The sequence below is a fragment of the Microbacterium lushaniae genome (assembly GCF_008727775.1).
GTDB lineage: Bacteria > Actinomycetota > Actinomycetes > Actinomycetales > Microbacteriaceae > Microbacterium > Microbacterium lushaniae.
In genome coordinates this window covers 2,198,019-2,222,411 of the sequence record NZ_CP044232.1, presented here as the reverse complement: position 1 = coordinate 2,222,411, position 24,393 = coordinate 2,198,019, and the positions used below count along the sequence as shown (strand labels likewise).

General features: G+C 68.5%; 30 protein-coding genes, 1 other RNA gene and 2 pseudogenes. 15 read left to right on the top strand and 18 right to left on the bottom strand.

What is annotated here, in order from left to right; genetic code table 11:
- Nucleotides 1-13 precede the first annotated feature (13 nt).
- Genes F6J85_RS10630 through F6J85_RS10615 form a run of 4 tightly spaced genes read left to right on the top strand, consistent with a single transcriptional unit; the run spans nt 14 to nt 1,502 of the window.
- Entirely contained in the window at nt 14-211 is a 198-nt protein-coding gene (locus F6J85_RS10630) for a hypothetical protein (protein WP_150924954.1), read from the top strand.
- 7 nt (nt 212-218) lie between these two features.
- Nucleotides 219-635 (top strand): TadE/TadG family type IV pilus assembly protein, encoded by a 417-nt coding sequence (locus tag F6J85_RS10625; RefSeq protein WP_150924953.1) that lies wholly within the window; start codon nt 219-221, stop codon nt 633-635.
- Nucleotides 610-1,083, top strand: a complete 474-nt coding sequence (locus tag F6J85_RS10620) for a TadE family protein (protein ID WP_150924952.1) — start codon at nt 610-612, stop codon at nt 1,081-1,083. Before F6J85_RS10625 ends, F6J85_RS10620 begins: the two co-directional genes overlap by 26 nt.
- Nucleotides 1,080-1,502: a pilus assembly protein TadG-related protein gene (locus tag F6J85_RS10615; protein ID WP_150924951.1), complete on the top strand. Its 423-nt coding sequence runs from the start codon at nt 1,080-1,082 to the stop codon at nt 1,500-1,502. The genes F6J85_RS10620 and F6J85_RS10615 overlap by 4 nt, the downstream gene beginning before the upstream one ends.
- A 6-nt stretch (nt 1,503-1,508) precedes the next feature.
- On the opposite strand, the gene F6J85_RS10610 is transcribed toward F6J85_RS10615, so the two are convergent.
- A complete protein-coding gene (locus tag F6J85_RS10610; protein ID WP_150918333.1) occupies nt 1,509-2,783 on the bottom strand; it encodes an MFS transporter in 1,275 nt (424 codons plus the stop codon).
- A 118-nt stretch (nt 2,784-2,901) separates the two neighbouring features.
- Nucleotides 2,902-4,368, bottom strand: coding sequence for an HNH endonuclease (locus tag F6J85_RS10605; RefSeq protein ID WP_150924950.1), 1,467 nt, complete (start codon nt 4,366-4,368; stop codon nt 2,902-2,904).
- A 134-nt stretch (nt 4,369-4,502) separates the two neighbouring features.
- Between F6J85_RS10605 and prfB the strand changes: the two genes are divergently transcribed.
- The 4 genes from prfB to smpB all read left to right on the top strand — a co-directional run bounded on the left by prfB (nt 4,503) and on the right by smpB (nt 8,376).
- Complete coding sequence (gene prfB, locus F6J85_RS10600; protein WP_150918337.1) at nt 4,503-5,612, top strand: peptide chain release factor 2; 1,110 nt, start codon at nt 4,503-4,505, stop codon at nt 5,610-5,612.
- Between the two features lie 87 nt (nt 5,613-5,699).
- A complete protein-coding gene (gene ftsE / locus F6J85_RS10595; protein WP_150924949.1) occupies nt 5,700-6,899 on the top strand; it encodes a cell division ATP-binding protein FtsE in 1,200 nt (399 codons plus the stop codon).
- A complete protein-coding gene (gene ftsX, locus F6J85_RS10590) occupies nt 6,896-7,810 on the top strand; it encodes a permease-like cell division protein FtsX (protein WP_150924948.1) in 915 nt (304 codons plus the stop codon). Before ftsE ends, ftsX begins: the two co-directional genes overlap by 4 nt.
- A gap of 89 nt (nt 7,811-7,899) precedes the next feature.
- On the top strand, nt 7,900-8,376 hold the full coding sequence (smpB, locus tag F6J85_RS10585) for an SsrA-binding protein SmpB (protein WP_135067402.1): 477 nt from the start codon (nt 7,900-7,902) through the stop codon (nt 8,374-8,376).
- 2 nt (nt 8,377-8,378) lie between these two features.
- Here smpB and F6J85_RS10580 read toward each other — a convergent pair whose 3' ends face one another.
- On the bottom strand, nt 8,379-9,029 hold the full coding sequence (locus F6J85_RS10580) for an SIMPL domain-containing protein (RefSeq protein WP_150924947.1): 651 nt from the start codon (nt 9,027-9,029) through the stop codon (nt 8,379-8,381).
- Nucleotides 9,030-9,159: 130 nt separating this feature from the next.
- On the opposite strand from F6J85_RS10580, the gene ssrA reads away from it, so the two are divergent.
- Nucleotides 9,160-9,528: a transfer-messenger RNA gene (gene ssrA / locus F6J85_RS10575) on the top strand.
- Nucleotides 9,529-9,658: 130 nt separating this feature from the next.
- On the opposite strand, the pseudogene F6J85_RS17815 reads toward ssrA, so the two are convergent.
- Nucleotides 9,659-9,855, bottom strand: a pseudogene (locus tag F6J85_RS17815) (site-specific integrase); the annotation flags it as partial.
- Between the two features lie 32 nt (nt 9,856-9,887).
- A pseudogene (locus F6J85_RS18335) lies at nt 9,888-9,971 on the bottom strand (hypothetical protein); the annotation flags it as partial.
- 363 nt (nt 9,972-10,334) lie between these two features.
- Between F6J85_RS18335 and F6J85_RS10560 the strand changes: the two are divergent.
- On the top strand, nt 10,335-11,069 hold the full coding sequence (locus tag F6J85_RS10560) for a hypothetical protein (RefSeq protein WP_150924945.1): 735 nt from the start codon (nt 10,335-10,337) through the stop codon (nt 11,067-11,069).
- Nucleotides 11,070-11,224: 155 nt separating this feature from the next.
- Here the strand turns inward: F6J85_RS10560 and F6J85_RS10555 are convergent, their stop codons facing one another.
- Nucleotides 11,225-12,487: a DUF4265 domain-containing protein gene (locus F6J85_RS10555; protein WP_150924944.1), complete on the bottom strand. Its 1,263-nt coding sequence runs from the start codon at nt 12,485-12,487 to the stop codon at nt 11,225-11,227.
- A 141-nt stretch (nt 12,488-12,628) separates the two neighbouring features.
- Complete coding sequence (locus F6J85_RS10550; RefSeq protein ID WP_150924943.1) at nt 12,629-13,228, bottom strand: hypothetical protein; 600 nt, start codon at nt 13,226-13,228, stop codon at nt 12,629-12,631.
- A gap of 169 nt (nt 13,229-13,397) precedes the next feature.
- On the opposite strand from F6J85_RS10550, the gene F6J85_RS17695 reads away from it, so the two are divergent.
- Nucleotides 13,398-13,571 (top strand): hypothetical protein, encoded by a 174-nt coding sequence (locus F6J85_RS17695; RefSeq protein ID WP_191906584.1) that lies wholly within the window; start codon nt 13,398-13,400, stop codon nt 13,569-13,571.
- Nucleotides 13,572-13,703: 132 nt separating this feature from the next.
- Here F6J85_RS17695 and F6J85_RS10545 read toward each other — a convergent pair whose 3' ends face one another.
- Entirely contained in the window at nt 13,704-14,612 is a 909-nt protein-coding gene (locus F6J85_RS10545) for an oxygenase MpaB family protein (protein WP_150924942.1), read from the bottom strand.
- Between the two features lie 110 nt (nt 14,613-14,722).
- On the opposite strand from F6J85_RS10545, the gene F6J85_RS10540 reads away from it, so the two are divergent.
- Complete coding sequence (locus F6J85_RS10540) at nt 14,723-14,941, top strand: hypothetical protein (RefSeq protein ID WP_150924941.1); 219 nt, start codon at nt 14,723-14,725, stop codon at nt 14,939-14,941.
- A 157-nt stretch (nt 14,942-15,098) separates the two neighbouring features.
- Here the strand turns inward: F6J85_RS10540 and F6J85_RS10535 are convergent, their stop codons facing one another.
- The 5 genes from F6J85_RS10535 to F6J85_RS10515 all read right to left on the bottom strand — a co-directional run bounded on the left by F6J85_RS10535 (nt 15,099) and on the right by F6J85_RS10515 (nt 16,831).
- Complete coding sequence (locus F6J85_RS10535) at nt 15,099-15,392, bottom strand: hypothetical protein (protein ID WP_150924940.1); 294 nt, start codon at nt 15,390-15,392, stop codon at nt 15,099-15,101.
- A gap of 148 nt (nt 15,393-15,540) precedes the next feature.
- Nucleotides 15,541-15,882 carry a type II toxin-antitoxin system HicB family antitoxin gene (locus F6J85_RS10530; RefSeq protein WP_150924939.1) on the bottom strand — a complete coding sequence of 114 codons (342 nt, stop codon included), beginning with the start codon at nt 15,880-15,882 and terminating at the stop codon, nt 15,541-15,543.
- A complete protein-coding gene (locus tag F6J85_RS18165; RefSeq protein ID WP_275094039.1) occupies nt 15,879-16,013 on the bottom strand; it encodes a hypothetical protein in 135 nt (44 codons plus the stop codon). The genes F6J85_RS10530 and F6J85_RS18165 overlap by 4 nt, the downstream gene beginning before the upstream one ends.
- A gap of 226 nt (nt 16,014-16,239) precedes the next feature.
- Complete coding sequence (locus F6J85_RS10520; protein ID WP_150924938.1) at nt 16,240-16,536, bottom strand: HigA family addiction module antitoxin; 297 nt, start codon at nt 16,534-16,536, stop codon at nt 16,240-16,242.
- Nucleotides 16,537-16,549: 13 nt separating this feature from the next.
- Nucleotides 16,550-16,831 carry a type II toxin-antitoxin system RelE/ParE family toxin gene (locus tag F6J85_RS10515; RefSeq protein WP_150924937.1) on the bottom strand — a complete coding sequence of 94 codons (282 nt, stop codon included), beginning with the start codon at nt 16,829-16,831 and terminating at the stop codon, nt 16,550-16,552.
- Between the two features lie 258 nt (nt 16,832-17,089).
- Here F6J85_RS10515 and F6J85_RS10510 point away from each other — a divergent pair, with 258 nt between their 5' ends.
- Nucleotides 17,090-17,824, top strand: a complete 735-nt coding sequence (locus F6J85_RS10510) for an aminoglycoside phosphotransferase family protein (protein WP_150924936.1) — start codon at nt 17,090-17,092, stop codon at nt 17,822-17,824.
- A 219-nt stretch (nt 17,825-18,043) separates the two neighbouring features.
- Here the strand turns inward: F6J85_RS10510 and F6J85_RS10505 are convergent, their stop codons facing one another.
- The 3 genes from F6J85_RS10505 to F6J85_RS10495 form a co-directional block, all read right to left on the bottom strand.
- Nucleotides 18,044-18,556, bottom strand: a complete 513-nt coding sequence (locus F6J85_RS10505) for a hypothetical protein (protein WP_150924935.1) — start codon at nt 18,554-18,556, stop codon at nt 18,044-18,046.
- Nucleotides 18,557-18,625: 69 nt separating this feature from the next.
- Nucleotides 18,626-20,581 carry a sensor histidine kinase gene (locus F6J85_RS10500; protein WP_150924934.1) on the bottom strand — a complete coding sequence of 652 codons (1,956 nt, stop codon included), beginning with the start codon at nt 20,579-20,581 and terminating at the stop codon, nt 18,626-18,628.
- A 62-nt stretch (nt 20,582-20,643) separates the two neighbouring features.
- A complete protein-coding gene (locus F6J85_RS10495) occupies nt 20,644-21,303 on the bottom strand; it encodes a response regulator transcription factor (protein WP_191906583.1) in 660 nt (219 codons plus the stop codon).
- Between the two features lie 190 nt (nt 21,304-21,493).
- Here F6J85_RS10495 and F6J85_RS10490 point away from each other — a divergent pair, with 190 nt between their 5' ends.
- Complete coding sequence (locus tag F6J85_RS10490; RefSeq protein ID WP_150924933.1) at nt 21,494-21,889, top strand: hypothetical protein; 396 nt, start codon at nt 21,494-21,496, stop codon at nt 21,887-21,889.
- Complete coding sequence (locus F6J85_RS10485; RefSeq protein WP_150924932.1) at nt 21,886-22,605, top strand: hypothetical protein; 720 nt, start codon at nt 21,886-21,888, stop codon at nt 22,603-22,605. The genes F6J85_RS10490 and F6J85_RS10485 overlap by 4 nt, the downstream gene beginning before the upstream one ends.
- Nucleotides 22,606-22,630: 25 nt before the next feature.
- Here F6J85_RS10485 and F6J85_RS10480 read toward each other — a convergent pair whose 3' ends face one another.
- Both F6J85_RS10480 and F6J85_RS10475 read right to left on the bottom strand, forming a co-directional pair.
- Nucleotides 22,631-23,413 carry an SDR family oxidoreductase gene (locus tag F6J85_RS10480; protein WP_191906582.1) on the bottom strand — a complete coding sequence of 261 codons (783 nt, stop codon included), beginning with the start codon at nt 23,411-23,413 and terminating at the stop codon, nt 22,631-22,633.
- A gap of 60 nt (nt 23,414-23,473) precedes the next feature.
- On the bottom strand, nt 23,474-24,220 hold the full coding sequence (locus F6J85_RS10475; protein ID WP_150924931.1) for an alpha/beta fold hydrolase: 747 nt from the start codon (nt 24,218-24,220) through the stop codon (nt 23,474-23,476).
- Nucleotides 24,221-24,393: the final 173 nt, after the last annotated feature.

Here is a 24,393-nt window from a genome sequence, read left to right as displayed (position 1 = left end):
AAGGAGGGTCCGCATGCAACGGATCCATCGCGGGATGCAGCGTCTGCGCACGGCGTGGGGCGACGCGGTATCGGATGAACGCGGCGACGTGCCGGGCTGGGTGCTCATCACGCTCATGACCGCGGGGCTGGTCGTGGTGATCTGGGCGCTGGCGGGGCCGGCGCTCGCGCAGCTGTTCGAGCAGGCCATCTCGCGCGTGTCGGGACTGTAGGCCGCTCATGCGCGGCGCGTCGGTCGGCCACCGGGTTCGGGCAGCCCTGGCCGACGACGCCGGCTCCTCCCCGGTCGAGTTCGTGCTGGTCGGCGCGCTCCTGACCCTGCTGACGCTCGCGGTGATCCAGTTGGCGCTCGGAGTGTATGTGCGCAATGTCGCGCACGACGCGGCCGTCGAAGGCGCGTTCCACGCCGCGCTCGCCGACACGACCCTGGCCCAGGGGGCCGAGCGCACGCGGGAGCTCGTGACGCGTGCCGTCGGTGAGGCCTACGCCGGCGACATCACGGTGGCGGAGTCGGCGGATGCGGGTTCTCCGGCGGTGCGGGTGACCGTGCGCACCACGCTGCCCCTTCTCGGACTGCTGGGCGTCGCCCGGGCGCTGGAGGTGACCGGCCATGCGCCGCTGGAATCCCTGGACTGAGATCAGGACGCGCACCACCGATGACACCGGATCGGCTGCCGTGGAGTTCATCTTCGTCGGACTCCTGCTGCTCGTGCCCGTGGTGTACCTCGTGATCGCGCTCGGGATGATCCAGTCTCAGAGCCTGGGGGCAGAATCCGGCGCGCGCCACATCGCGCGGGCGGTGGCGACGGCCGAGGGTGCGGATGCGGCCGACGCGCGGGCCTCCGGCATCCTGGCGACGATCGTGGCCGAGTACGGCCTGGACGCCGATCGGGTGGAGGTGGAGGTGTCGTGCCGTGATGCGGGCGCGGCATGCCCCGAGGCCGGCGCGACGGTCGTCGTCACGGTGCGCACCGAGGTGCAGCTGCCGCTCGTGCCACCGGTGCTGGGACTCGACCGCTTGGCCCGCATCCCGGTCGAGGCATCGTCGGCACAGAAGGTGTCGCGGTTCTGGAGCGACGGATGAGGCCGGCCCGCCCCCTCGCCGACGACCGGGGGAGCGTCCTGATCCTCACGATCGGCTACGCCGTGCTCGCCCTCGTGCTGGTGCTCGTGTGCGTGAACGCCACGTCGCTGTACCTCGCGCAGAAGCGCCTGGATGCGCTCGCCGATGCCACCGCGCTCGCCGCGGCCGACGGTTTCACCCTCGTCGTGGAGTCCGGCGAGCCGCGCACCGCGCTCACGGACGACCACGTCCGCACGGCGGCGCAGGAGATGGTGGACGCGGTGGGGGAGGAGGCCGTCCTCATGTCGGCGACGGCGGCGGACGGGCTGTCGGCCCGCGTGACGGTGGCGGGGACGTGGCATCCGCCGGTCATCACGATGTTCGTCCCCGACGGCGTCGCGCTGTCGGCGACGGCGACGAGCCGCAACGCGCTGCGCTGATCACGGTCAGGGGGTGCGCGGGACGTACCGGGGCACCCACCGCACGAACCCCGCCGCCCCGAGCAGCCCGATCACGCCGACGAGCGCGATCCCGACCGGCAGCGACACGGCTGCGGTCACGGCCGAGACCAGGAGCGGGGCCGCCGCGCCGCCCGCGTCGGTCAGGGTGCGCCACGATCCGAGGAACGGCGCCGGATCGGCGGGTGGGGCAGCGTCGGCGCCGAGGGTGAGGAGCAGTCCGCTGGACAGGCCGTTGCCCACGCCCAGGACGGCGGCGAACATCCCGAACCACAGGCCGGGGTCTGCGGTGTCGTGGGTGAGGGAGAGGGCGAGGAATCCGGCACCCATCAGCAGCATCGCCGGGAGGGCCGCCCACAGCCGGCCGAAGCGGTCCATCACCTGACCGCTGGCGTAGAACAGGGCGAAGTCGATGGCACCCGAGACCCCGACCACGAGGGCGATGGTCTGCGCGTCCAGGCCGATCGAGACGCCCCACAGGGGCAGCACCACCTGCCGTGCGGAACGGACGGCCGACAGGGATGCCGCGGCCAGTCCCAGCCGCCCGAGCACTCCCCGGAACCGCCACATGGTGCGGAAGACGCCCGCACGCTCGACGACGGGGATCGAACCGGTGACCGCCTCGCCGCTGTCTTCGGCCGCGGCATCCCGGGCGCTGGCCCGCGCCGAGCGTTCCTCGGCGACGAGCGCCTCCTCGGGGTCGCGGCCGAAGAGGACGAGCAGGACGGCGCCGAGCAGCGTGATGCCGAAGAACCAGATCGCCACGTGCTCGTCGGCGAAGATCGCCAGCAGCGCCGCCGAGACGAACGGGCCGAGGAACATCCCCAGACGGAACGTCCCGCCCAGCAGGGACAGGGCCCGCGCGCGGAAGACCAGCGGAACGCGCGTGGTCATGAACGAGTGCCGCGCGAGCCCGAACGCGGCGGCGCAGAACCCGATGAGGAACACCGACGTGGCGAACAGCGCCAGGTTGGGGGCGAGGGCGAGGGCCACGATCGCGCCCAGGGCGAGGAAGCCGGCGCCGGCCATCGCCGGGCGCTCGCCGTAGCGGGCGACGACCCAGCCGGCGGGGATGTTGCCGCACAACTGGCCGACCACCAGGGCGGAGGCCACGAGTGCTGCGACGGCGACGTCGGCGCCCAGGCTCTTCGCGACGACGGGGATGAGCGGCAGCACCGCGCCCTCACCGAGCGCGAACAAGAGCGTCGGCCCGTAGATCATCGGGGCGAAGCGCCCGAGCACGTGCCGCGGCGAATCCGTCATCGTTTCCACCCTAGCCAGGCCCTGGGAACCGGGCGTCCGTATGCATGCCTGGCCGCATGCCCTGCCACGGGGCTCAGTCCCCTGCGCGTTCGGCAGGCGGGCTCCGAGAGCCACCGCGTCAGGCGGTCAGGCCCCATGCGAGGGGATCGAACCGACGTCGACCGCCGAGTCGCGGCGTCCGAGTCGGGTCGACGTGCGGGGGAGGGATGAACCAGACCGAGCCTGCGCTGGGTGGCGCTCCCGGTGGGGTGTCGATGCGGATCTCCCACCCGTCGGCGTGCACGCGATGGTGGCAGGACGTGCACAGCAGGATCGCGTTATCGAGGTCGGTCGGCCCGGAATCCCGCTCCCACCACCGGATGTGGTGCGCCTCGGTGAAGGCAGGAGGCAGATGGCACGACGAGCACCCGCCATCGCGCTCGACGAGGATGAGCCGCTGTGCGGACGTGAAGTGCCGCTTGGCCCGGCCCCAGTCCAAGACTTCGCTGTCGGTGCCGAGCACGCAGGGGATGATGTCGGCAGCAGCGGCCATACGCCGTGCGCTTCCGGCGTCGATGGGCGCCTCCATCCCGTCGATGGTGGCGACCCCTGCGCCGCCTCGCACATCGTCGAGCGTCATCCGCACCACCACGGTCACGGCCGAGGACGGGAGTGCGTCACGATCACAGCCGATGGCGTGACGGCAGATCGCCGCCAGCGCATCGGCACGCATCTGTGTGAGCGAGCGCGATTCTTCGACGGCTGCGCCCTTGCGACGCCAGGACGCGCCGGCATCCGAGTCGCCCGCTGCGTCGACAGGGTCCGCCACGTCATGGTCGCCGTTCCCGGTCGTCGGTGGCGCCGCGTTGTGACCGCGCGATGTCCGGAGCTGGTGGGTGACGATGGCCTCGATCGCGGCCACGACGGGTGCGGCCGACTCCGGGTCGAGCCGTGCCGTGAGGACCGTCATTCCGGCGGCGTCCTGCGCGATCTTCAGTGACCGCTCGCCGTGCTGCTCGGTGACCCGCGGTTCGAGGCCGTCGGGATCGAGATGCGCTTCCGCGCGGCGCAGCACGGCAAGAAGCTCGTCGTAGGTGAGGAGTGGAGCCTTTCGCGCGAGGGTCTCCTCGGCATGGTCGCGGATGGCCTCGTCGACGCGCAGCGACACCCGATCGAGCATGGTCGTGATCGCGCCGGCCGCGGTCACGCTGATGCTGCCGGCGTCGATCGCGGCGGCGATGTGCGGATGCTTCGCCGGGAGGATCTCGCCCGACAGCGACATGCGCGGAGCGGTCGCCTGACCCACCTGGATGAGCCGCACCGCGTCTGCGGTGTGGCCGCCGGTCGCCTCCGCGATCAGCTTCGCGGGCGTCCGGAATCCGTTCTTGCGTGCCAATCCCTCCGTCCCCAGCTCCGGACGTGACCGCGCAGCCACCTCCGCGGCGACGCGTGCGTGCAGCCCATCGACGCGGCGGCGAAGGTCGGCGACACGTTCGTTGATGAGCTTGACCGTCGCATCCGGGAGCGCGCTGGTGTCGGGCGCGTCTCCCCACGCCGCATCCAGTGCCGAGAGGGCCTCGGCGATGGCGGCGGTGGGGCTGGGCATGCCTCGATTCTCGCAGGACCTTCGGACATTTGTTCGAACGATTTCGTATCTGTGGATAACCGCGGCGGTCGCCGGCAGGGCGGCGCAGGACCGTCCGCGCGGGCGGCACCACGGCGGCGGTAGGCTGAACTGCCATGCTCGAATTCGATCTCTCCGCCGACATCCAGGCCCTGCGCTCCACGTTCGGCGACATCAAGGCCGTTGTGGACGTCGAGGCGCTCACCGCCGAGATCGCCCGCCTGAGCGAGGAGGCCGGCGCCCCCGACCTGTGGGACGACGTCGACAAGGCGCAGAAGGTGACCAGCGCCCTCAGCCACCGTCAGACCGAGCTGCGTCGCATCACCGAAATCGAGCAGCGCCTCGATGACCTCGACGTGCTCGTGGAGCTCGCCAACGAGATGGACGACGAAGACACCGCCGAGGAGGCGCGTCGTGAACTCGCCGAGCTCGAGGACGTCATCGGCCAGCTCGAAGTGCAGACGCTTCTGGACGGCGAGTACGACGACCGCGCCGCCGTCGTCACGATCCGCTCCGGTGCCGGCGGCGACGACGCCACCGACTTCGCCGAGATGCTGATGCGCATGTACCTGCGCTGGGCCGAGCGGCACAAGTACCCCGTGAAGGTCATGGACACCTCTTTCGCCGAGGGTGCAGGGATCAAATCCGCCACGTTCGAGATCGACGCGCCGTACGCGTACGGCACGCTGTCGGTCGAGGCCGGCACGCACCGTCTCGCCCGCATCAGCCCGTTCGGCTCTGCGGACAAGCGGCAGACGAGCTTCGCCGCCGTCGAAGTCATCCCCGTCATGGAGGAGGCCGTCGAGGTGGAGATCCCCGAGGGCGACCTCCGCGTCGACGTGTTCCGCTCATCGGGCCCCGGTGGCCAGTCGGTCAACACCACCGACTCCGCCGTGCGCCTCACGCACCTCCCCACCGGCATCGTCGTGTCGATGCAGAACGAGAAGTCGCAGATCCAGAACCGTGCGGCCGCCATGCGCGTGCTGCAGACACGCCTGCTCCTGCTCAAGCGTGAGGAGGAAGCGGCGAAGAAGAAGGAACTCGCCGGCACCATCACGGCGAGCTGGGGCGACCAGATGCGCTCGTACTTCCTCTACGGCCAGCAGCTCGTGAAAGACCTCCGCACCGGCTACGAGGTGGGAAACCCCGCTTCCGTGTTCGATGGAGATCTCGACGGCCTCATCGCCGCCGGCATCCGCTGGCGCAAGCGCAAAGACGACGACTGAGCTCGATTCCACCCGCGGCGACGCGATCGTGACCGGGCGGCGCGTCACGCCGGGTCGCACGAGACGCGCGCTTAGGCTCGATGCGCCATGATCCGGTTCGAAAACGTCAGCAAGAGGTATCGCGGCACCTCCAAACCCGCCCTTGATGCGGTGGACTTCGAGGTGCAGCGCGGGGAGTTCGTCTTCCTCGTCGGCGCCTCCGGCTCCGGTAAGTCGTCGTGCCTGCGGCTCATCCTCCGTGAAGAGGTTCCCAGCAGCGGACGCGTCGTCGTGCTCGGCCGCGACCTGCGGACCCTGTCCAACCGCAAGGTGCCCTACTTCCGCCGTCACGTGGGCGCGGTGTTCCAGGACTTCCGCCTGCTGCCGACCAAGACGGTGTTCCAGAACGTCGCCTTCACGCTCCAGGTGACGGGGGCTTCCCGCGGGTTCATCCAGCAGGCCGTGCCCGAGGTCCTCAACCTCGTGGGCCTCAGCGGCAAGGAGAAGCGCCTGCCGCACGAGCTCTCCGGCGGCGAGCAGCAGCGCGTCGCGATCGCGCGGGCGCTCGTGAACCGCCCGCAGGTGCTGCTGGCGGATGAGCCCACCGGAAACCTCGACCCGGGCACCTCCATCGACATCATGCGGCTGCTGGCCCGCATCAACGCCGGCGGCACCACCGTCGTGATGGCCACGCACGAGGCCGCCTTCGTCGACCAGATGCAGCGCCGCGTCATCGAACTGCAGAACGGGCAGATGATGCGCGACGAACGCCACGGCGGATACGGCGACACGTCGGGCCTGCCGCGCCTGACCCCCGAGGTCGAGAAGGGGGCCGCCGCGGTGGCCGCCCTCACCGCGGTGCTCGAGGTGCAGCGCGAGGTGGCACAAGTGGCCCCCGCCGCGGGTGCCGCGCTGGATGCTGCCGCCGACGAGCTCGCCCCCGCCGTCGCCGACGCTCTCGGCCCCGTCGCCGCCCCGGAGGGCCCCGTCACGCACGAGACGTCGTACGACTTCGGGCGCACGGAAGAGCCCGCCTCCGTGTGGCCGCCGGCACCCGAGGCGTCGCGCGCCGGTCAGCAGACCCGCGCCGCGGAGAGTGCCGCAGACGCACCGCGAGAGGGCGCCGCCGTGGCTGCCGCATCCGCCCCGGTGGTGACCGACCAGGCACCCGCGCACGCCGGAGAAGCCGTCTCGACGCACACGCGCCCCGTCGCCGTCGACTTGCCGCAGGTTGACATCGACGAACTGGGCCTGGCCGACCGGCTTGGTTTGGATGACCGCAAGGATGAAGTGGGGCCCACCTCGTGAGATTCGGCCTCATCCTGTCGGAGGCCTTCTCGGGCCTGCGACGCAACGCGTCCATGGTGATCTCGGTCGTCCTGGTCACCTTCGTGTCGCTGACCTTCGTCGGCGCCGCGATCCTCATGCAGATGCAGATCGCGCAGATGCGCGACTTCTGGGTCGACCGCGCTCAGGTCGCCGTCCACATGTGCACCAGCGTGTCCGACTCCGACACGTGCGTGGAGGGGCTGGCCACCGAGGACCAGGTCACGCAGGTGCGTGCCGGGCTCGATGGTGACGCCCTCGCCCCGCTCATCCGGGACTACCGCTTCGTCACCAGCGAAGAGGCGTACGAAGACGCGCTGGAGCAGCTCGGCGAGGACTACGCCGACATCCTGACTCCCGACCAGATCAACGCCAGCTTCTTCATCAACCTCAAGGACCAGGGCCAGTCGGAGGTGATCGCCGAGGCCTTCGGCGGGATGGAAGGCGTCGAAGAGGTGCAGGACCAGATGCAGTACCTCGAACCACTCTTCGACGCCCTCACGATCGCGACGTATATCGCCGTCGGCATCGCGGCGCTGATGCTCATCGCGGCCGTGCTGCTGATCGGCACGACCATCCGGCTCTCGGCGTTCGCCCGGCGACGGGAGATCGGCATCATGCGGCTGGTGGGCGCATCCAACCGGTTCATCCAGACGCCGTTCATCCTCGAGGGCGTGCTGGCCGCTCTCATCGGGTCGGCTCTGGCGAGCACAGCGGTGTGGGCGATCGTGACCTTCGGCGTCGGCGAGTACCTGCGCGACCGGATCACGTTCGTGACGACGTGGGTCGGCCCGCAGGACGTGGCCCTCGTGGTGCCGGTGATCGTGCTGATCGGCGTCGTACTGGCGGCGCTGTCGGCGGGCTTCGCCATCCGCCGCTGGCTGCGCACCTAGCCGCGCGCGCGACCGCGGCGCAGCACGGTCGGTCGCGCGCCTTGTAGACTGAACGGCTGCGTGTGCCCGGATGCTGAGGGAGGTGGGACATGCCCCGCGAAAAAGGCGAGAAGGTGATCGCGACGAACCGTCGCGCCCGCCATGACTACGCCATCGAGAAGACCTATGAGGCTGGCCTCGTCCTCACCGGCACCGAGGTGAAATCGCTCCGGCAGGGCCGGGCCAACCTCACCGACGGCTACGCCTACATCGACGGCGGTCAGGCGTTCCTGGACGCCGTGCACATCCCCGAGTACTCCCAGGGCCACTGGACCAACCACGCCACCAAGCGCACCCGGAAGCTCCTGCTGCACAAGGACGAGATCATCAAGATCTCCCATGCGGTGTCGGCCGGCGGGTACACGCTCGTGCCGCTGCGGCTGTACTTCTCCGACGGTCGCGCGAAGGTCGAGATCGCGGTGGCCAAGGGCAAGCGGGAGTTCGAGAAGCGTCAGACGATCCGCGAACGCGAAGACAAGCGCGAGGCCGAGCGCGCGATGCGCTCGCGCAACCGCCTCGGCGACTGACCTCAGCGGGCGAGGAAGCGCGCCTCGACGGCCGCGCTGACCACGATGTCGGCCGGCTGGAGTGCGACCCCGGGACCGGAGGACTCCGCCGCCATCGCGCGCATCATCTGCGGACCGCGGTCGGGGTGCGGCAGCAACAGCCCCGCGTCGGCCATCTCCAGCGGCGACACCGACTCCAGACCCAGGGCGCCGGCGTAGGCGCGGGCACGCTCGACCGCGACCTGCACGGCCTCGGCGGCGACCTCGCGCTCGACCTCGGCGCGCGTGGCGGGGGAGAGCTCCCAGTGGACGTCGGTCACCTGGACCGCATCCGTCTCGGCCACTTCGCCGATCCACCACGACAGGGCGACGAAGTCGCGGAACGTCGCGGTGACCTCGATCGAGGCGTGGTGCACGGGCGGCAGCTGTCGGCCATCGGCGTTCCACGGGCGTTCGGACCACACCGACACGCGGCCGCTCGACCACTCCACGACCTCGCCGGAGCGCTGGTGGGCGACCAGGTCGTCGCGCAGCGGCTCGGCCAAGGCCGTGACCCGCTCGATCACCGGCCCCCGCTCGGGTCCGTCTGCCCGTACCGACAGCTGGATGACCGCATGCTCGGGTGTGACGCGTCGCTCCTGCTCACCCCGGACGGTGACGATGACCTCGCTCATGCCGCGAGCATACGGCCAACCCGGGAATGGCGAGGCCCGCGCATCCGTTGTAGTCTGTGAGGCCGGATGCTTCGGCTTCCGGACACACAACTCCACAGCGTGACAGTGGCCCCTCCACACGGAGGATCACGGGGATGATCGGTTTCGACATCGCCTGTGAATTCGCGAGAAGCGGGCCGAGGATACAGGGTTATCTCGTAAACGCTCCCTGTAAACCAATAAGTGCCGAAACCAAGCGCACTGAGTTCGCCCTCGCTGCCTAAGCGAGCCTGAACTCCGTCAGACCGTAGGTGTTCCCGCTACGGATTCTGGCGTCATCTAGGGGACTTGCTGAGCGGTGGCGTCTGGACGCCGCTCGGGACTCTTCCCAGGCTGGGCTCGTCGACTTAGGTGTCTGTGACAAAGGTCGGAGCCGAGCAGAACGTCTGCACAGACTGCGCCCGGAGAAGACGCGATATCTCAGCGATGGACGGGGGTTCGATTCCCCCCATCTCCACCAGCCGCTGTCACAGAGAAGGGCCAGAAACCCGCGGAATTACGCGGATTTCTGGCCCTTTTCGTGCGCTCCGGCGACGCCAGATTCGCCGTTTGCCCACAATTTGCCCACAGAATCGGGGCTTGCCCACAGCTCATACCTGAACGATCCGGATGACGTCGGCGGCGAGAGCGCCCTGATTGAGACGCGCGGCGACGTCGGCCAGGTCGTCCTCGAAGAGGTCGGCGTACGTGTCGAGCGTCATCGCCGCGGACTTGTGTCCGGGCATCCGCTGCACCGCCTCACGTTCGCGCCCGACGAGATCGCGAGGCTCGCGGCCGTGTCATCCAGTTCCGAAGACAGGACTCGCTGATCCCGAGATTACGGGCGGTCTGGCCGACGGGGTTTCCCTGGGCGACCAGATCCAGGGCTCGACGCCGGAACTCCGGCGGGTGGGCAGCAGGCATCTCACGGACTCCTCTCTGAGACGATCATCGCCTCAACTCAGGTGTCCGGAAAAGCGGGTGAGGCTCCGACTCCAACGATCAAGCCACCGGTTGAGCGCCCTACATGGAAGACAGATCCGCGGAGACGGCGGCACGATCGCGGGTGGTTTAGCGTCGCAGACTGTCCACCCGCCTGTACCGAAACGGCTCCAGTCAGATATGGCTGGTAAGTCTCCGCTGCGAGCTCCACTGACTGTGCGCACGCGTCGTCCTGACCCTGTTCGACGTCCGAGTCGCGGCTAGAGTCGCGAACGTGCAGTCCGCCGCCGGCCGTAGTCATGTCCGCCCCACATCCATGTTGACGAGATACGGCGGTGATATGTCGTGAGCGCATGGGCCAACGCCACGAGCCGGATGCACCCCGCGTTGTCGAATCAGCAGGCACTCGCTCTCATCCAGGAGGCGCAGTCAGCACAGAATCTCCTACGCGACGCGCTCGAGGCGATTCGCACAATCCGATTCCCGATCCTGCACACGGACGCCGTATTCACGCTTGGAAGCATCGGCGTCGAAAAAACAATGAAGCTTCTACTGGGGTGCGCCGAAGTGGAGCGGACGGGTCAGTGGCCCAGCAAGAGCACGCTCGTGGCTTGGGGACACGACATCGACGGACTCGCCGATCGATTAGTCGGGACAGCACACGACGGAGCTTCGGGCGCGACCGCGGCAGGCTACGCGAGAACTCTTCTCTCGCGCATCGAGTCGAGCGCAACCCTACCTCTGCTCTTCGCTACGCTGTCGCGGTACGGCAGATCGGGCCGCTTCCACTACCTCGACATATTGGCGACAGATCGCCCGGGCGCGTTCGACTCGCCACTCGATCACTGGAGGCGGCTCGAGACCCACATCGGGCAGACCGAGGCGAGCCTGCGAGGGCCGATTCCCGGAGATGAAGATGAACTAGAGGCTCTGTTGGCGAGGTTGAATGACACCATCGCAGTGGAGTTGGAGGTCTGGTGGTTCGCGGTGCACCGGCTTGGCGTGCAGGGCTGTTTTGGGGAACTGGGCCGCAATGTCGGTTGGGCGCTTTGGGACCCTGCGCGCAGTGCTCCGATCTAGGCTCTTTCCGGGCGCTGAGCCCGCGGACGACACTCCGAGCGCTCCGCTTGCTGGTCGGTCAGCCAGCGTGCGGATCGTGGGCCGCCGCTTTCCTCGAGCCGAGCGAATCCAGCGAAATTGCACAGAGACTCGCGTCCGGCACGCTGACGGGTGGCTCACCGTGCTGGAGCACGCCCGACTCCGGCGGCTGCCAGCATCCCGGCCGATACGAAGGTCGCGATGCCGATGCCGAGCTGCAGCACCGTCGCGATGAGCAGCAAGCCGACACCGCACCACAATGCGACGAATGACCACCGGCGCATCATCAGGGGACGGGCCGCTCCGACTATCAGGCTCACGGTGCACAGGATGATGCTGGGCAGCACCGTCGAGGCCCAGAGGCCCAATCCTGTCTCGCCAGCGGGTCGGGGGCCGGAGTAGAGGGTTGCGGCGTAGTAGGTCCACCAGCCGATCCACCCGATCGGAATCGCAGCCAGAACCAGGAACACGACGGAGCGACCGCGCGACGGCGCCGCAGTCGCAACGAGGAGCCCGGCAACGATGATCAGAGCCGACATCCCGCCGAGCACGACTGCCACACCGAGGTAGCCGATACCGTCGGCGCACACCCATGTGCCGTCCGGGCCCCATTCACCACCGATGCCCCACGAACAGTTGAAGTGGAGCGTGTCGCGCACGAGGCCGAGCGCCGACCATCCGAAAGCTAGTGCTAGGACTCCGCCAATCACGATGGCGAGCGCCGCTTCCGGGCCGCGCTTGCTCCGGACCTCAGCCGCGTTCGGGCGTGCGTCATCCATGGAATTGGCCCTCACCTTCCCGACGTTATCGCCCGCCCGGGCTCTGTGTCGCGTAGCTCCCGATGGTGGTTGAACGTGCCGCCCCTGGAGCGGACTGTCGTGTCGTTGGGAGGTCAGGCCGTCGGTGTGCCGGCTCCCAGGCGAGGCCGTTCTGGTGGCGTCCTCGTTGAGCAGGTGTCGAATGGGCTCCGCATCCTCGGCGGCGCATGACAAGGCAATGAGGCTCATCGTCGACATATCGATGATGCATCCTCGTTTCGCGTAGGCCTCCGCGATCCGGCGCCAGGCGGACGGATCAGCGTCGCTGCCCAACCAGATTCGGAACGTGGCCTGCCCGCCGACGCTTGTCACGTGGCTGATAACGAGCGGCCCCTCGGCCGACGCCACGCACTCGACGGCGTCGCCGTAATTCAGACCGTACGCGTATACCGGGACTGAACGGAGCTGGACCGCATCCCCACGTTCGATTGGGATTGCGATGAGCGCTTCCCAGATCTCGGCCTCGTCCTCAATCCACCCCGTCCATACTTCGACTTCGGCCGCGCTCGACGACTGGACAGGCACCAACCCGGCGCCACCCCAGCGCGCCGGTCGGCTGGGGTGACGAAGATGTCGATCCACTCGCCAACCGTATCCAGTAGCCGCAGCGTCCGGCGCACTAACTCAACTCCAGGCACGCCCGTAGTCGGTCGGTCTCCGGGCGTCGCACGAGAGTCGTAGCTGGCGCTCACCTCCGAGCGCGCGGAGGGGCTCCCCGAGACGTCAGCGGAACGAGTCGAGGGCGCGCTGGTAGCCGTCGCTGTCGTTGCGAGTGGCGTCAGTTATCAGCAGCGCGTTGGGGGTGATCTTGTGTGAGTACTCGCCTTCGCAGGGGATGGGCACGATCTTGGTCAGCCCGGCATGCCATGCCCGGATGAGTGCATCGAGGTCCCTGTGTTCCGGCGAGTGGGACATCCTCTGCCGCATCGACGAGAGGTGAGCATCCATGCCGCGGCGAGACCAGTCCTGGTAGGAGTTGTCGTCGAATAAGGCGTCGCCGAACTCGTCCCGCCACGATGGGCCGACCATCTCGTGAAGGATCTGCTTGCGCTCGGTCGATGCGTCCGCGGTCTGCTGTAGCCGTTCAAACTGTCGGGGATTTTGGCCACGGCCGGCGTGCTCCGCGGCAGCGTGCCACATGCGTGGCCACGCGCGCTCCCACCACACCCGTTCCGCTGCGGACGCACCCCCTCCACTCGCGCCCGCGGGGGTATCGACGAGCAGAGGCGGCAGGTCCGTGCCGTGCAGGTGCAGGTCGTGGGCCTCGCGGATCCACAGCAGCTCCAGCAGCGCGGTGGGTCGGTCGTCCACGGTGATCCCCATGTCGCGTGGCCACGGGCTACCGGGGATCGGTCTGCTCGATCGCATCAACGCTCCTGTCCAGTCACCGCAATCATGCCCACACCTCCGGCCTGCACGCATCCGGTCGCTCAGCGCGCACGGCGGTGCCGTCGCATCGTCACGCCGTTCCGACCTGGGTACGCTAATTTGCGTGCGCGCGAAAGTGTACGTTTGGTCGCTATTGCTTGTCGGCCTCGCGTTGGTCGCCTGGGGCAGCGCGGTACTGTCGTCGATTGGCGGCGTCGCGATCCTCACTCTGGGAGCCGCGGCCTTTGCTGCCGGACTCGTGCTGGTGGGTCTTCGGCTGGTCGGCCAACCGAAGTAGGGATCGATCAGGGGCGCTGGTTGCTGCCCGCGAGCCGGTCGTCAAACGGACGCTCCCTGCACGCTGTGAAGCCGCGTGGCGTGGTTCCTCGATGGGGAGCCGGGGCGATTCAACGCCCGGGGAGGCGAAGCCTCACTCTGAGGGATGGGCCCCGGCTTGTTCGTGCGCGAGGCGGCGATGCCGCTCTCGAGCGAAATCCTGTGCGCGAGGGCCCGCGCCGAGCGCGCGCTGCGATACCGCGAGCACGATGCGAGTGGCCGTCACGACGGGCAGGACAGTGCGACGCACCCCGAGCAATTGTCGGTACGGCCGCGGCAGGCTCGCGACAGCGGCGGCGAACAGCACGCGATAGGCGAGTCGCATCGAGCCGGTGAAGGGCACGTCACGCAAGAACCGCACGACCTCGTCCACGCGCTCGTCGCGGCGGAGCTCTCCACGGTCGAGGAACCCCCGCAGCCTCTCCCTCAGGTCGGCCTCGGTCTCGGGCGGATTCTCCACATGCATGAGGCGCCCAGCGGTCGCCCACTCGCGCACGTATCCGTCGGCTCCTCCAGGGATCGGACCGCCCCACCGCTCGTGCGCGCCCAGAAACGCGTCTGCGAAGGCGAGGTGCACCCATTCCACGAGACGGGCGTCCGACGCCGAGTAGGCGTGAGCCCCGGCATCCGTCGTGTAGGTTCCCGCTACGCGCTCGTGCAGCCGGCCGACGCGCGCCGTCTCCTGCTTCGCCTGCGTCGTCGAGCCGTACGTGACGCAGATGATCCACCGCACGGTGCCCGTCAGTCGGCCTAGTGGATCCTCTCGGTAGCGCGAGAAGTCGTGAACGCCGGCCATCGCGCCGGGGTGGAGGGCTTGGATGAGCAGCGCCCGGATGCCGGCGACGAAGGTCGCGGTGCCGGCGTGGACCGTCCAGACCGCGCCCCCGTCGGGAAAGTACCCGTCGTCGTCGCCCTCGGCGAGCTCACGCACCCACCGGGGCGTGCCGTCCGGATCGCCCGAAAGCGCCGTGAGCAGCCGCGCGCGGAGAGAGGGACCCTTCATGGCTCCAGCGTGCCACGCCCGCTGGAAGACCGGCGCAGGGACGGCCCATCTCGAGCCCACGAGGGGTCTGCCACCGTGCCAGAAATCTCCCGTCGTGAGACTATGGCGCCGTGACCGAACCCGTGCGATTCGTCGTCGATGGTGAAGAGTTCGACGTTGTGAGAGACGGGAGCTCGATTCACCACACCTGGGTGAGCGGCCCGAACGCGAGCTACGGGTTCTCGGTAGGAGGATCGGGCGCGGCAGCGCGCACGGACGATGAGGTTCGCTCCGAGATCCGCGCGTTCTTGTCTGGGATCGACCCGGCCACCGGCTATCTGGCCGAATGACGGTCATTCACCGAACCGGCACAGGCGCATAACCCGGCGGTGCGGCGGGGTCTGTTTTATGCACTGCACGATACCCGCGCGAGCTGGTTGCTCTACGCGGGCGATGCGCGATCCCGCTGATGTAGCCGGGCCGGAGTTGAGGCAGCGCGTTAGAGGATTACGCGGGCGTGGCGAGTTGTCTGTTGTGGAGGGCGATGAGCGCGGTTCCCGGAGCGAAGCCCGCGAGAACTACCGCCACGGACCAGTAGCCCAGCGTCGCCGTGAACATGAAGACACCGACCAACAGGAAGAACACACCCAGTACCCGCATCCAGATGGAACGCTTAGGGGTTTCGTCAGGCTTGGTCCAGTACGGCACTTGACGCCCAGCGTTCGCAAGGTTCACGATCCGGGAGGACCACGTCAGCAGCACGACACCGATGAGGACGCTGAGCCAGCCGACAATCTCCATAGGCAGATTCCACCAGTCGGACACGGTGCAGTCAACGTGGGCATCGCATCTCGTCTCCGCGGATGAGACCGCAAGCCGGTCCGTCTACGCGCGACCGCCTGCTTCGCGGACGACCACATGATCGGGGTGAGGGCCATCGCTGGATTCGTTAGCCGGCAGCGAGCCGATCGGACGCGTGCTTGTTGATGGACTTGCCTAGCTCGAGTGCTTCCAAGGCAATCCTTCGATGGAGCTCGGGAGTCACACGAAGGTTGAGCCGACCGCTGAACGTGCGCGTGGCCAGAGGCTCAGGGACCTCTTCACCTGAATCGCGCATATCGCTTATGACCGATTGCACCAGTTCCTCCAGTCCGGTCAATGCGCTGATTTGATCATCGGCTAGCCATGAGAGGGACGGGAACTCTGCGACGGTGGCTACGAACTCTTCGTCCTCGGCAGACCACTGCACCGCGTAGCGGTAGTGCGTGACGGACGCTTCGATCGTGGTCATTCGTCCATCTCCTTCTTCTTCTCGATCGCAGATATCAGTTGTTTCACTTGGTAGGGCTTGGCCTTCCCGCCCTCACCCTTCTGCAGGTTGATGCGCGGGTCACCCGCCCACGGCATCTTGAAGATCGCCACATGGCTTCCGCTTCCTCTGCGCGGTTCGCCGAGGTAGTGCGATCGCGAGCTTCATGGCGTCACTGAAGCTCACTCCGGTCGGCGAATCTCTCGCGTGTTGCTCTATCTGCCGGACGCCGGTCACGAGACGATGGTGCCACTTTTGGCACCATCCGTCAATCGATCGGGGCGGCCAAGGTTCATTTGCCGGTCCTAGTGTGGGCGCAGGCCCGCGTGAATCGGAGAGTCAGGCCGGGATCAGGCGCTCGACGCGTGCGAGGTCGGCGTCATGCTCGTCGTGCTCGAGTTCGATGTCGTAGTCGTTCTGGATGTTGAGCCAGTAGCGCTCCGAGAGGCCGAGCGCGCGGGAAAGCCGTAGTGCGGTGTCGGTGGTGATCCGCCGCTTGCCGCGGATGATCTCGCTGAGTCTGGTCTGCGGCAGGCCGGTCGCCTGCGCAAGGCGGTAGGCCGTGATCCCTAGTGGCTCGAGGAACTCGGTCTGGAGAATCTCACCCGGGGTGATCGGGTCGTGTGCCTTCGTCATCGGTGGTCACTCCTCAGTGGTAGTCGACAATCTGGACGTCGGTTGGGCCGCCGGATGTCCAGACGACGCGGATGCGGTACTGGTCGTTGATACGAATCGAGTGCTGTCCGTCGCGGTCGCCGGCCAGCTTCTCGAGCCGGTTGCCCGGCGGGATGCGCAGGTCGTTGATCGTCTCGGCTGCGTTGAGCAGGCGAAGCTTCTTCTGTGCAGCACGTTGCAGTTCCTGCCCGAATTGCCGGACATGCTCGCGCGCCCAGACTTTGCGCGTCGGCTCGTCCGCGAAAGAGTGGATCACTCCGCCATGCTAACGCGAGCCGATAGTATTGACAAGCGTAAGTAGGTGAACGAGCGCGCGATCGGTTCGTTCCTGCGCTACACCCAGAGGGCAACGCCGTCCCGCGATACGCGATGATCGCAAGACCCGCCCGCCATGATGCCCGAAGAAGGAGCGGCATCCGTAGCAGCAGCTCCAGTGCCGAAGTCGACGATGGCCGAACTGCGGGGATTGTTCGGCGTTGTTCGCGTGCTGGTGTGCGTCGCGTAGGGTGACGAGATGGATGGGCAGGTTCTCAACGGCGGCAACTCCACCACGGTCGTGAGGGTCGGCGGGACTGTCCATCGAGTGACCGGTTCGTGGACTCCGGCCGTTCACGAGTTGCTGCGTGCTCTGCGCGAGGCGGGCGTGTACGAAGTCCCGGAACCACTGGGCTTCGACGATCTGGGTCGTGAAGTCCTTTCGTTCCTCCCCGGAGACGTCGGCAACTACCCTCTTCCTGACTGGCTCTGGGCGCCGGCGATCCTGGACGATACGGGCAAGCTGCTCCGGCGGATCCACGACGCCAGCGTGCCTCTTGTCGGTCGGGATCTGCCGTGGAGTCTGCCGCGCCACGAACCGGAAGAGGTGATCTGTCACAACGACGTCGCGCCGTACAACATGACGTTCTCTGGTGGCCGCGTGACCGGTCTTTTCGACTTCGACACCGCTTCGCCTGGACCACGCATCTGGGACCTCGCATACCTGGTCTATCGGCTGGCGCCTCTGGGGGAAGACGCTGGGATCGATATCACCCTGGATGAGCGACTGGCTCGCCTCGACCGGTTGGTCGGGGCGTACGGGCTGCCGTTCCGACGCGGTGAGGTGCTCGACACCGTTGCTGCGCGGCTCTTGGATCTCGCGACATATACAGACGGTCGACTACGCCAGACGGGCAACCTGGAGTTTGGCGACCACGCGGCCATGTACCGGCGTGACGCCGCCTACGCCGAGACGCTGTCTCTTCTGATGTAGTGCCGATTCGCGCACGGGGGGATTCGCGGGTGGGTGGGCACTCGACACGGGAGGACAATCTCCCTCGCGTGTTGAGCTCGATGTGGACAGCTCCGCTCAGAGCGCGAGCGCGCGCGGAAGCCACGGACGTCTCGCGGGTTCCTGAAAGGACACGTAAATCGGCATTGCAGCCCACCACCGGGTGCGATGTCCGGACGCGGCGTCTCAGGTGCTGCCCGCTCAAGAGGGCGTCATCGGTGACGTGACCAGGTCGACGGTGGCGAACGGAAACGGCCAGATGTAGGTGCCTGAACCGTCGATGCCGTACAGCGGGATCAGGCTGAACCAGACCTGCGCAATGACGACGGACGCAACCGCGACGACGATCACAGACACCGCCGTCCGATCGATGATGCGGATGGCGGAAGCCTCGTCGTCTGCACGGCGCAGCACCCGTCGCAGTGCGAAGAGCACCATCCCCGTGAAGATGATCACCATGACCGGACTCGGGCGCAGCGACAGACTGACGCACGAGGGTGCGACCCCGGTGAGAGCACCATCGGCGTCGAGGAATTCACCATTTCCGGTGATCCCCCCAGCACACCCGCCCTTGGTTCCTCCGCTGAATACGCAATAGAGCACGCCTGCCGAGACGGCGACGTAGATCAGGCGACGGATCCGCGCGATCACCGCTGCGCCAGGAATCATCTCGCTGGTGGTGGCCGGCACCGCGACGTCATGGGGAACGCTCATGCGCTGAGGTTAGAGGAGCGCGAGCCGAACGTCGACCGCAACCTCCATCTCCATCGATCGCCCTCTTCGTCACATCGACTGAGGCTGGGTCAACGGCACCGTCGCATGGACCCGCCAACCCTCGGGCGTGGGGCCGCTGGTCGCCGCGCCACCCAGTTCCTCTGCGCGATCGACCATCGACCGAAGGCCCACACCCGTGGTCCAGCCGCTCGTGGGGGAGCCGTCGTCCGTCACCGAGAGCTCGAGGATGTCGCCGGAGGCGCCCACCGAGATCGTGCAGTGCGTGGCATCCGAGTGCCGCAGCACGTTCGACACCCCTTCCATGGCGATGCGGAAAGCGGCGAGCTCCACCGCCGGGCTGAGCGGGGGGAGCGCTCCGCCCTCGACGGAGAACCGCACGGTGCGATCGCCCGCCACGATGGGCTGTCGCGTGCGCTGCTCGATCGCCCCGATCAGTCCGAGCTCGTCCAGCTCGATCGGGCGCAGCCCGTACACGACACGACGGACGTCATCCAGGGCCTGTCGGATGTCGGAGCGGACATCGGTCAGCAGCAGCTCGGCGGCGGGTGGATCGGAGCGCAGCATGTTCGACGTCGCATCCGCCTGCAGCGCGGCGCTGGTCAGGATCGGGCCGAGCCCGTCGTGCAGCTCCCGCTGAAGACGCACCCGCTCCTCTTCGCGGGCCTCGATGACGGCGGTTCGGGATGCCTGCACCTGCTCGGCCAGCGTCGAGGCGTGCACGGCCACCGCGAGCGGTGCGGCGATCAGTTCCAGCGAGACGCGGTCATCGTCGTGCATCACGCGTTCGCCCCGCCGCAGGCCGGCGACGAGGTGGCCGACCTCGGATCCGCGATACCGCAGCGGGATCTCCGCCTGCTCACCGTCGCGAAGCTCGCCGGACTCGAATCGGCGCTCGCCGCCGGTGGTGGTCAGCGCGAGATAGGGAAGACGCAGGGCGATCCGCGCCCGCTCGATCACGTCGCCGAGATCCTCTGCGTTACCCAAGCCCTCCCCGACACGGCCCGCGGTCGCCGCCGGATCCGACCGCGTGCCGTAGAAGGCGCGGTCGATGACCCGGCGAAGCGCGAGGCGGAGCGGGTTGAACCCGAGCGCCACCACGATGGCGGCTACGACGGACACCGTGCGGTCCGCGTCCGAGGGCACCACCGCCGAAAGTGCCGCCACCAGGCCCGCGTAGACGGCGATCAGTGCCCCCACGGCAAGGACGTAGAGCAGCGTGCGCGAGAGCACCAGGCGGATGTCGAGCAGCCCGTACCGCACGATGGCGATCGCGATGGAAACGGGAACGAGTCCGAATGTCAGCAGCAGCAGGACCGGCCCGTCGCCGGTGAGCCAGCGCTGCGAGTTGATGACCAGCATGATCACGACGGCGAGGATCACCCAGAGCAGCTGCCGGCGGATGGTCTCATCGCCGCGGACGTAGCGCACGATCAGCGACGCGACCGCTGCCACCAGCACCCCGAGGCCGACGATGCCGGCGGCCACCATGAGCGGCTCAGGCTGGACGAGCCCGATGGAGAGGATGGATGTCGTGGCCCGCGCAGGCGACGGGGCCTCGTCGGCGAGCACCCACGAGACGACCTGGAAGACCGTGTAGCCCACGATCAGCCACGCCAGCGGCGCCCAGCGGCGCGAGGGCAGCCGGCCGTCCGGGAACAGCAGCAGCGCGAGCGGGAAGAGCCCCCCGATCCCGATGATCCACCCGGCGGTCGAGCAGGTGCCCAGCGACCTGGTCACCCACACCGGCCAGCCCGCTTCCACGCCGTAGATGGCACCGAGACCGCAGGCCGGGGTCAGCAGGTGCCCGACGCCGCACGCGATGAAGATCCAGCCGACGGCGTTGGATGGCCGGAACCACGCGATCACCGCGCCGGACACAACGAAGCCGACGGTGAAACTGAGGTTGGTGAGCGTGTAGCTGGAGACGACATCGGCCCACGTCGCCCGCACCATGACGGCAAGGATGACGACGGCGACGGCGAGGGATGCGCAGACCGCCAGCATCCCGACGAGGATCGGCCGCTGAAGCGCCCGGCGCGCCGGTGCCGCCCCGTCGGAGTGTGTCCTCACTTCCGGCCCAGACCGGCATCTCGCGCGAGGACGATCGCCTCACTCCGCGTGGCCACTCCGAGCTTCAAGAAGATCGCCGAGATGTGGTTGCCGACCGTCTTGGGCGCGAGGTGCAGGCGGACGGCGATGGCATCGTTCGCCAAGCCCGCGGCGATGAGGTCCAGAACCTGGCTCTCCCGCGGAGTCAGCGGAGGAAGGGCCGATGCTGCCGGCGACGCGATCCGGCCCAGGATGCGGTCCGCGACGGTCGCGCTGAAGATCGCGTCGCCGGCGGCGACTGCTCGGATCGCGCGCTCGATCTCGTTCTGCTCGGCACCCTTCAACAGATAGCCACGTGCGCCGGCGTCGAGTGCCTCCGAGATCAGCGCGTCCTCATCGAACATCGTCAAGACGAGGACGGCGACGGAGGGGTGGTCGCGCGTGAGCCGGCGCGTGGTCTCGACGCCATCGAGGTCGGGCATCCGCAGGTCCATCACGACGACATCGGGCCGGGACAGCGCTGCCTGTCGCATCACCTCGTGTCCGTTGCCCGCCTCCCCGACGACATCGATCCCCGGGAGCGTGGAGAGCAGGGAGTGCAGTCCGCGACGCACCATCGGGTGGTCATCGGCGATGAGAACCCCGATGGAGGTGCCGTCCGTCTCCCGAGCCCCCATGAGTCGAGTATCGCGGCGGCACGGCGGCGGCGTTAGGGGCAGACCCCCAGCCTGACCGGGAGATTATCCCGGTCGGAGCCGAGTGAAGGCGGGTGCAGCCCCATCCGACCCGGCGCAGGGAGGACGAGGGTCGATCACGTCCGGCGCACACCGCCGCCGGTATCCGCCATCACGAGAAGGAAGCACGACCATGACCAGCAACCTCGGCGCCCCCGCGTCGCACACCGCTCGAAAGACCGCCCCGAACCTGACGCGAGCCGGCATCGTGATCGCCGCCGTCCTGGCCCTCGTCGACATCGTAGGCGGTGTGGCCCAACTCGCTCCGGGCTCCCTCCTTCCGCCCGAGGTCGCCGTCGTTGCGATCGTCCTGGGAGTCGGAACCGCGGTTCTCGTCCCCATCGCCTGGCGTGGTTCGCGGTGGTCGATCTGGCTGATGGCCGCGCTGCGCGCGCTGTCGGCGCTGACGGCAGTGCCCGCGTTCTTCGTGCCGGATGTTCCGACGGCGGCTGTTCTCGCGGCGGCTGTCACCGTCGTCGTCACCGTGGTCGCGATCGTGCTGCTCCTCCTGAAGGGGCAGCGGTCATGAGCGTCACGGCAGGCGCCACCCGTGCGCGGAGGGACACCCGGCGGTTCAGCCGGATCGCCGCCGCCGTCCTCATGCCGGTCGGACCGCTCGCCGTCGCGCTGCTGCGATTCATCATCCCGTTCGACCCGCCGGCTGTTGCGGCGGCCGCAGACCCCGCCAGGCTCGAAGTGGTCATGGCGCTGGGCGCTGTCGCGACGTTCACCCTCGTCCCGGGGGCGTATGCCGCGGTGCACCTCACGCGGCGTTATCAGCCGGTGCTCACGGTGTGGGTCGCGGCCCTCCTGATCCCGGGGTATCTGGGCCTCGCCGGGCTGGCCGTCGTCGATGGTATCGCCCCCGCGGGCGTCCGCCGTGGGGTCGACCCCGCCGCGGTCACGGCGATCTACGACGGCGTCGGCGAGCTCGCGACCGTCACCGTCTTCTTCGGCGTGTTCCTCATCGGGCACATCCTCGGCACCGTGCTTCTCGGCATCCTCAGCTTCCGCGCTCGGCTGATGCCGAGGGCATTCGCCCTGCTCTTCGCCGTGTCACAGCCGTTGCACCTGACCGCGGTGATGCTCGCGAACAACTGGCTGGATCTGCTGGCCTGGTCGCTGACCGCCGCCGGAATGGCGTTCCTGGCGCTTCGCGTCCTCCGCACGCCCGACGAGGAGTGGGACCTCCCGCCCCTGACCGGCCGAACGAGCGAACGTGCGTCACACGCCGTCAGGAGCTGACCGGTCGGCGCCTCGACCACGGGGATCACAGCTCCTCGGGTAGGGGATTGATGGTCGTCACGGCACTCGTGCGGAGCTCGGCGAGCAACGTGTCGAAGCGCGTGGCGGACATGGCGGCACGCCGGCCCGGAAGAAGGGTGCGCATCCCGATGCGTCCGCCGAAATAGCGCGCACGGGGATCCGCCAGGACAAGGCGGGAGTCGTTGCGTGCCACGAGCGCTCGCCGCACGAAGTCATCGAGATGGAAGCGCTCGGGCCCTGCGATCTCGATGTCGTCGTTCGCGGGAGTCGCGAGGATGGTGCGCACGAGTGCGTCCGCCACATCGCCGGCTGCCATCGGCTGGACGAGCGCGCGCGGCAGCCGCACGGAGCCGCCCGCCGTGGCTGCGTCGGCGACCTCGCCGACGAACTCGAAGAACTGCGTCGCGTGCACGAGCGTGTAGGGGGTGCCGGACCCGCGGATCAGGCGTTCTTGCATCGCCTTCGCTGCGTAGTAGGGGATGTCGGTGTGACGGCGCGTCCCGACGATCGTGAGCGCGACATGATGACGGGCGCCCGCGTTCCGGCCCTCGCGGAGAAGGTTGGCCGTGGACCGCCTGAAGAAGGCGTCGGCCGGAGCACCATCGGAGATGGGTGGGCGGGTCACGTCGACGACGACCTCCGCGCCGCGCAGTGCATCGCGCAGCCCGGCTCCCGACGCCGAGTCCACCCCCGTCGAGCGCGCGGCCACGACCACGTCGTGCCCGACCAGCTTGGCGGCGACACGGGTGCCGATCCGGCCCGTCCCGCCCACGAGGACGATTCTCATGGTTCTGCTCCTCTGCTGAGCGGGCGGCGCCGGCGGAAGAGACCGGCGCCGCCCACGGGTTCAGACGGTGACGGCTGCCGCGCGGCCGGCTCGGGAGGCCCTGCCCGCGGCGGCGATGGTGTCGGCCACGGCCGTCGGCTGAGACACCGACACCGCGTGCGACGCACCGGTGATCTCGCGTGTCTCGCGGGCGCCGGCGCGTGCTGCTCCCGCGCGGTGGACGGCGGCGGGGATGTTCCGGTCCAACTCGCCGAAGACGTGCCACGAGGGGATGTCCCGCCACGCGGGCCGATCGGTCGGGAGCCCCTCGGTGAGGGCGGCCTGCGTCACGGGCCGCTGCGTCGCCGCCATCAGCGTCGCGTGCGCCGACGGCACATCGGCGGCGAACTGCTGGGCGAAGACATCCTGCCGGATGACGAACTCGTCACCGCCGCTGTGGACGGGATACGCGTCCAGCGCGTCGGCCAGGGTGCTCCCCGGCTCGCTCGCCGACAGCTCGAATGCGCTCTGCCCGGTGTCGGGCACGAATGCGGCGACGTAGACCAGCGCCACGACGGCGTCGTTGCGCGAGGCCGCTTCGGTGATCACCATTCCGCCGTAGGAATGGCCCACGAGGATGACGGGTCCGCCGGTGGAGGCGATGACATCGCGCACGTAGGCGGCGTCGCCGGCAAGGCTCCGCAGCGGATTGGCCGCGGCCACGACGGCGACACCGTGACCCTGCAGTTGCGCGATGACGCCGTTCCACGAGGCCGACTCGGCGAAGGCGCCGTGGACCAGGACGATGGTGGGCTGGGGATCGGTCATTGTTCTGTGTTCCTTCTCGTCGGGGCGGGTCGTTGAGAGATATGACCGGTCAGGCCGGCGGGATGTGACGGACGCCATCGACCCCGTCGGATCCGGTGAGGGAATGAGGCGGGTTCGGCGTGTCGCGTCACAACACGGCGCGCCGTCCGGTCGACAGTCCAGGGGCACCGTCG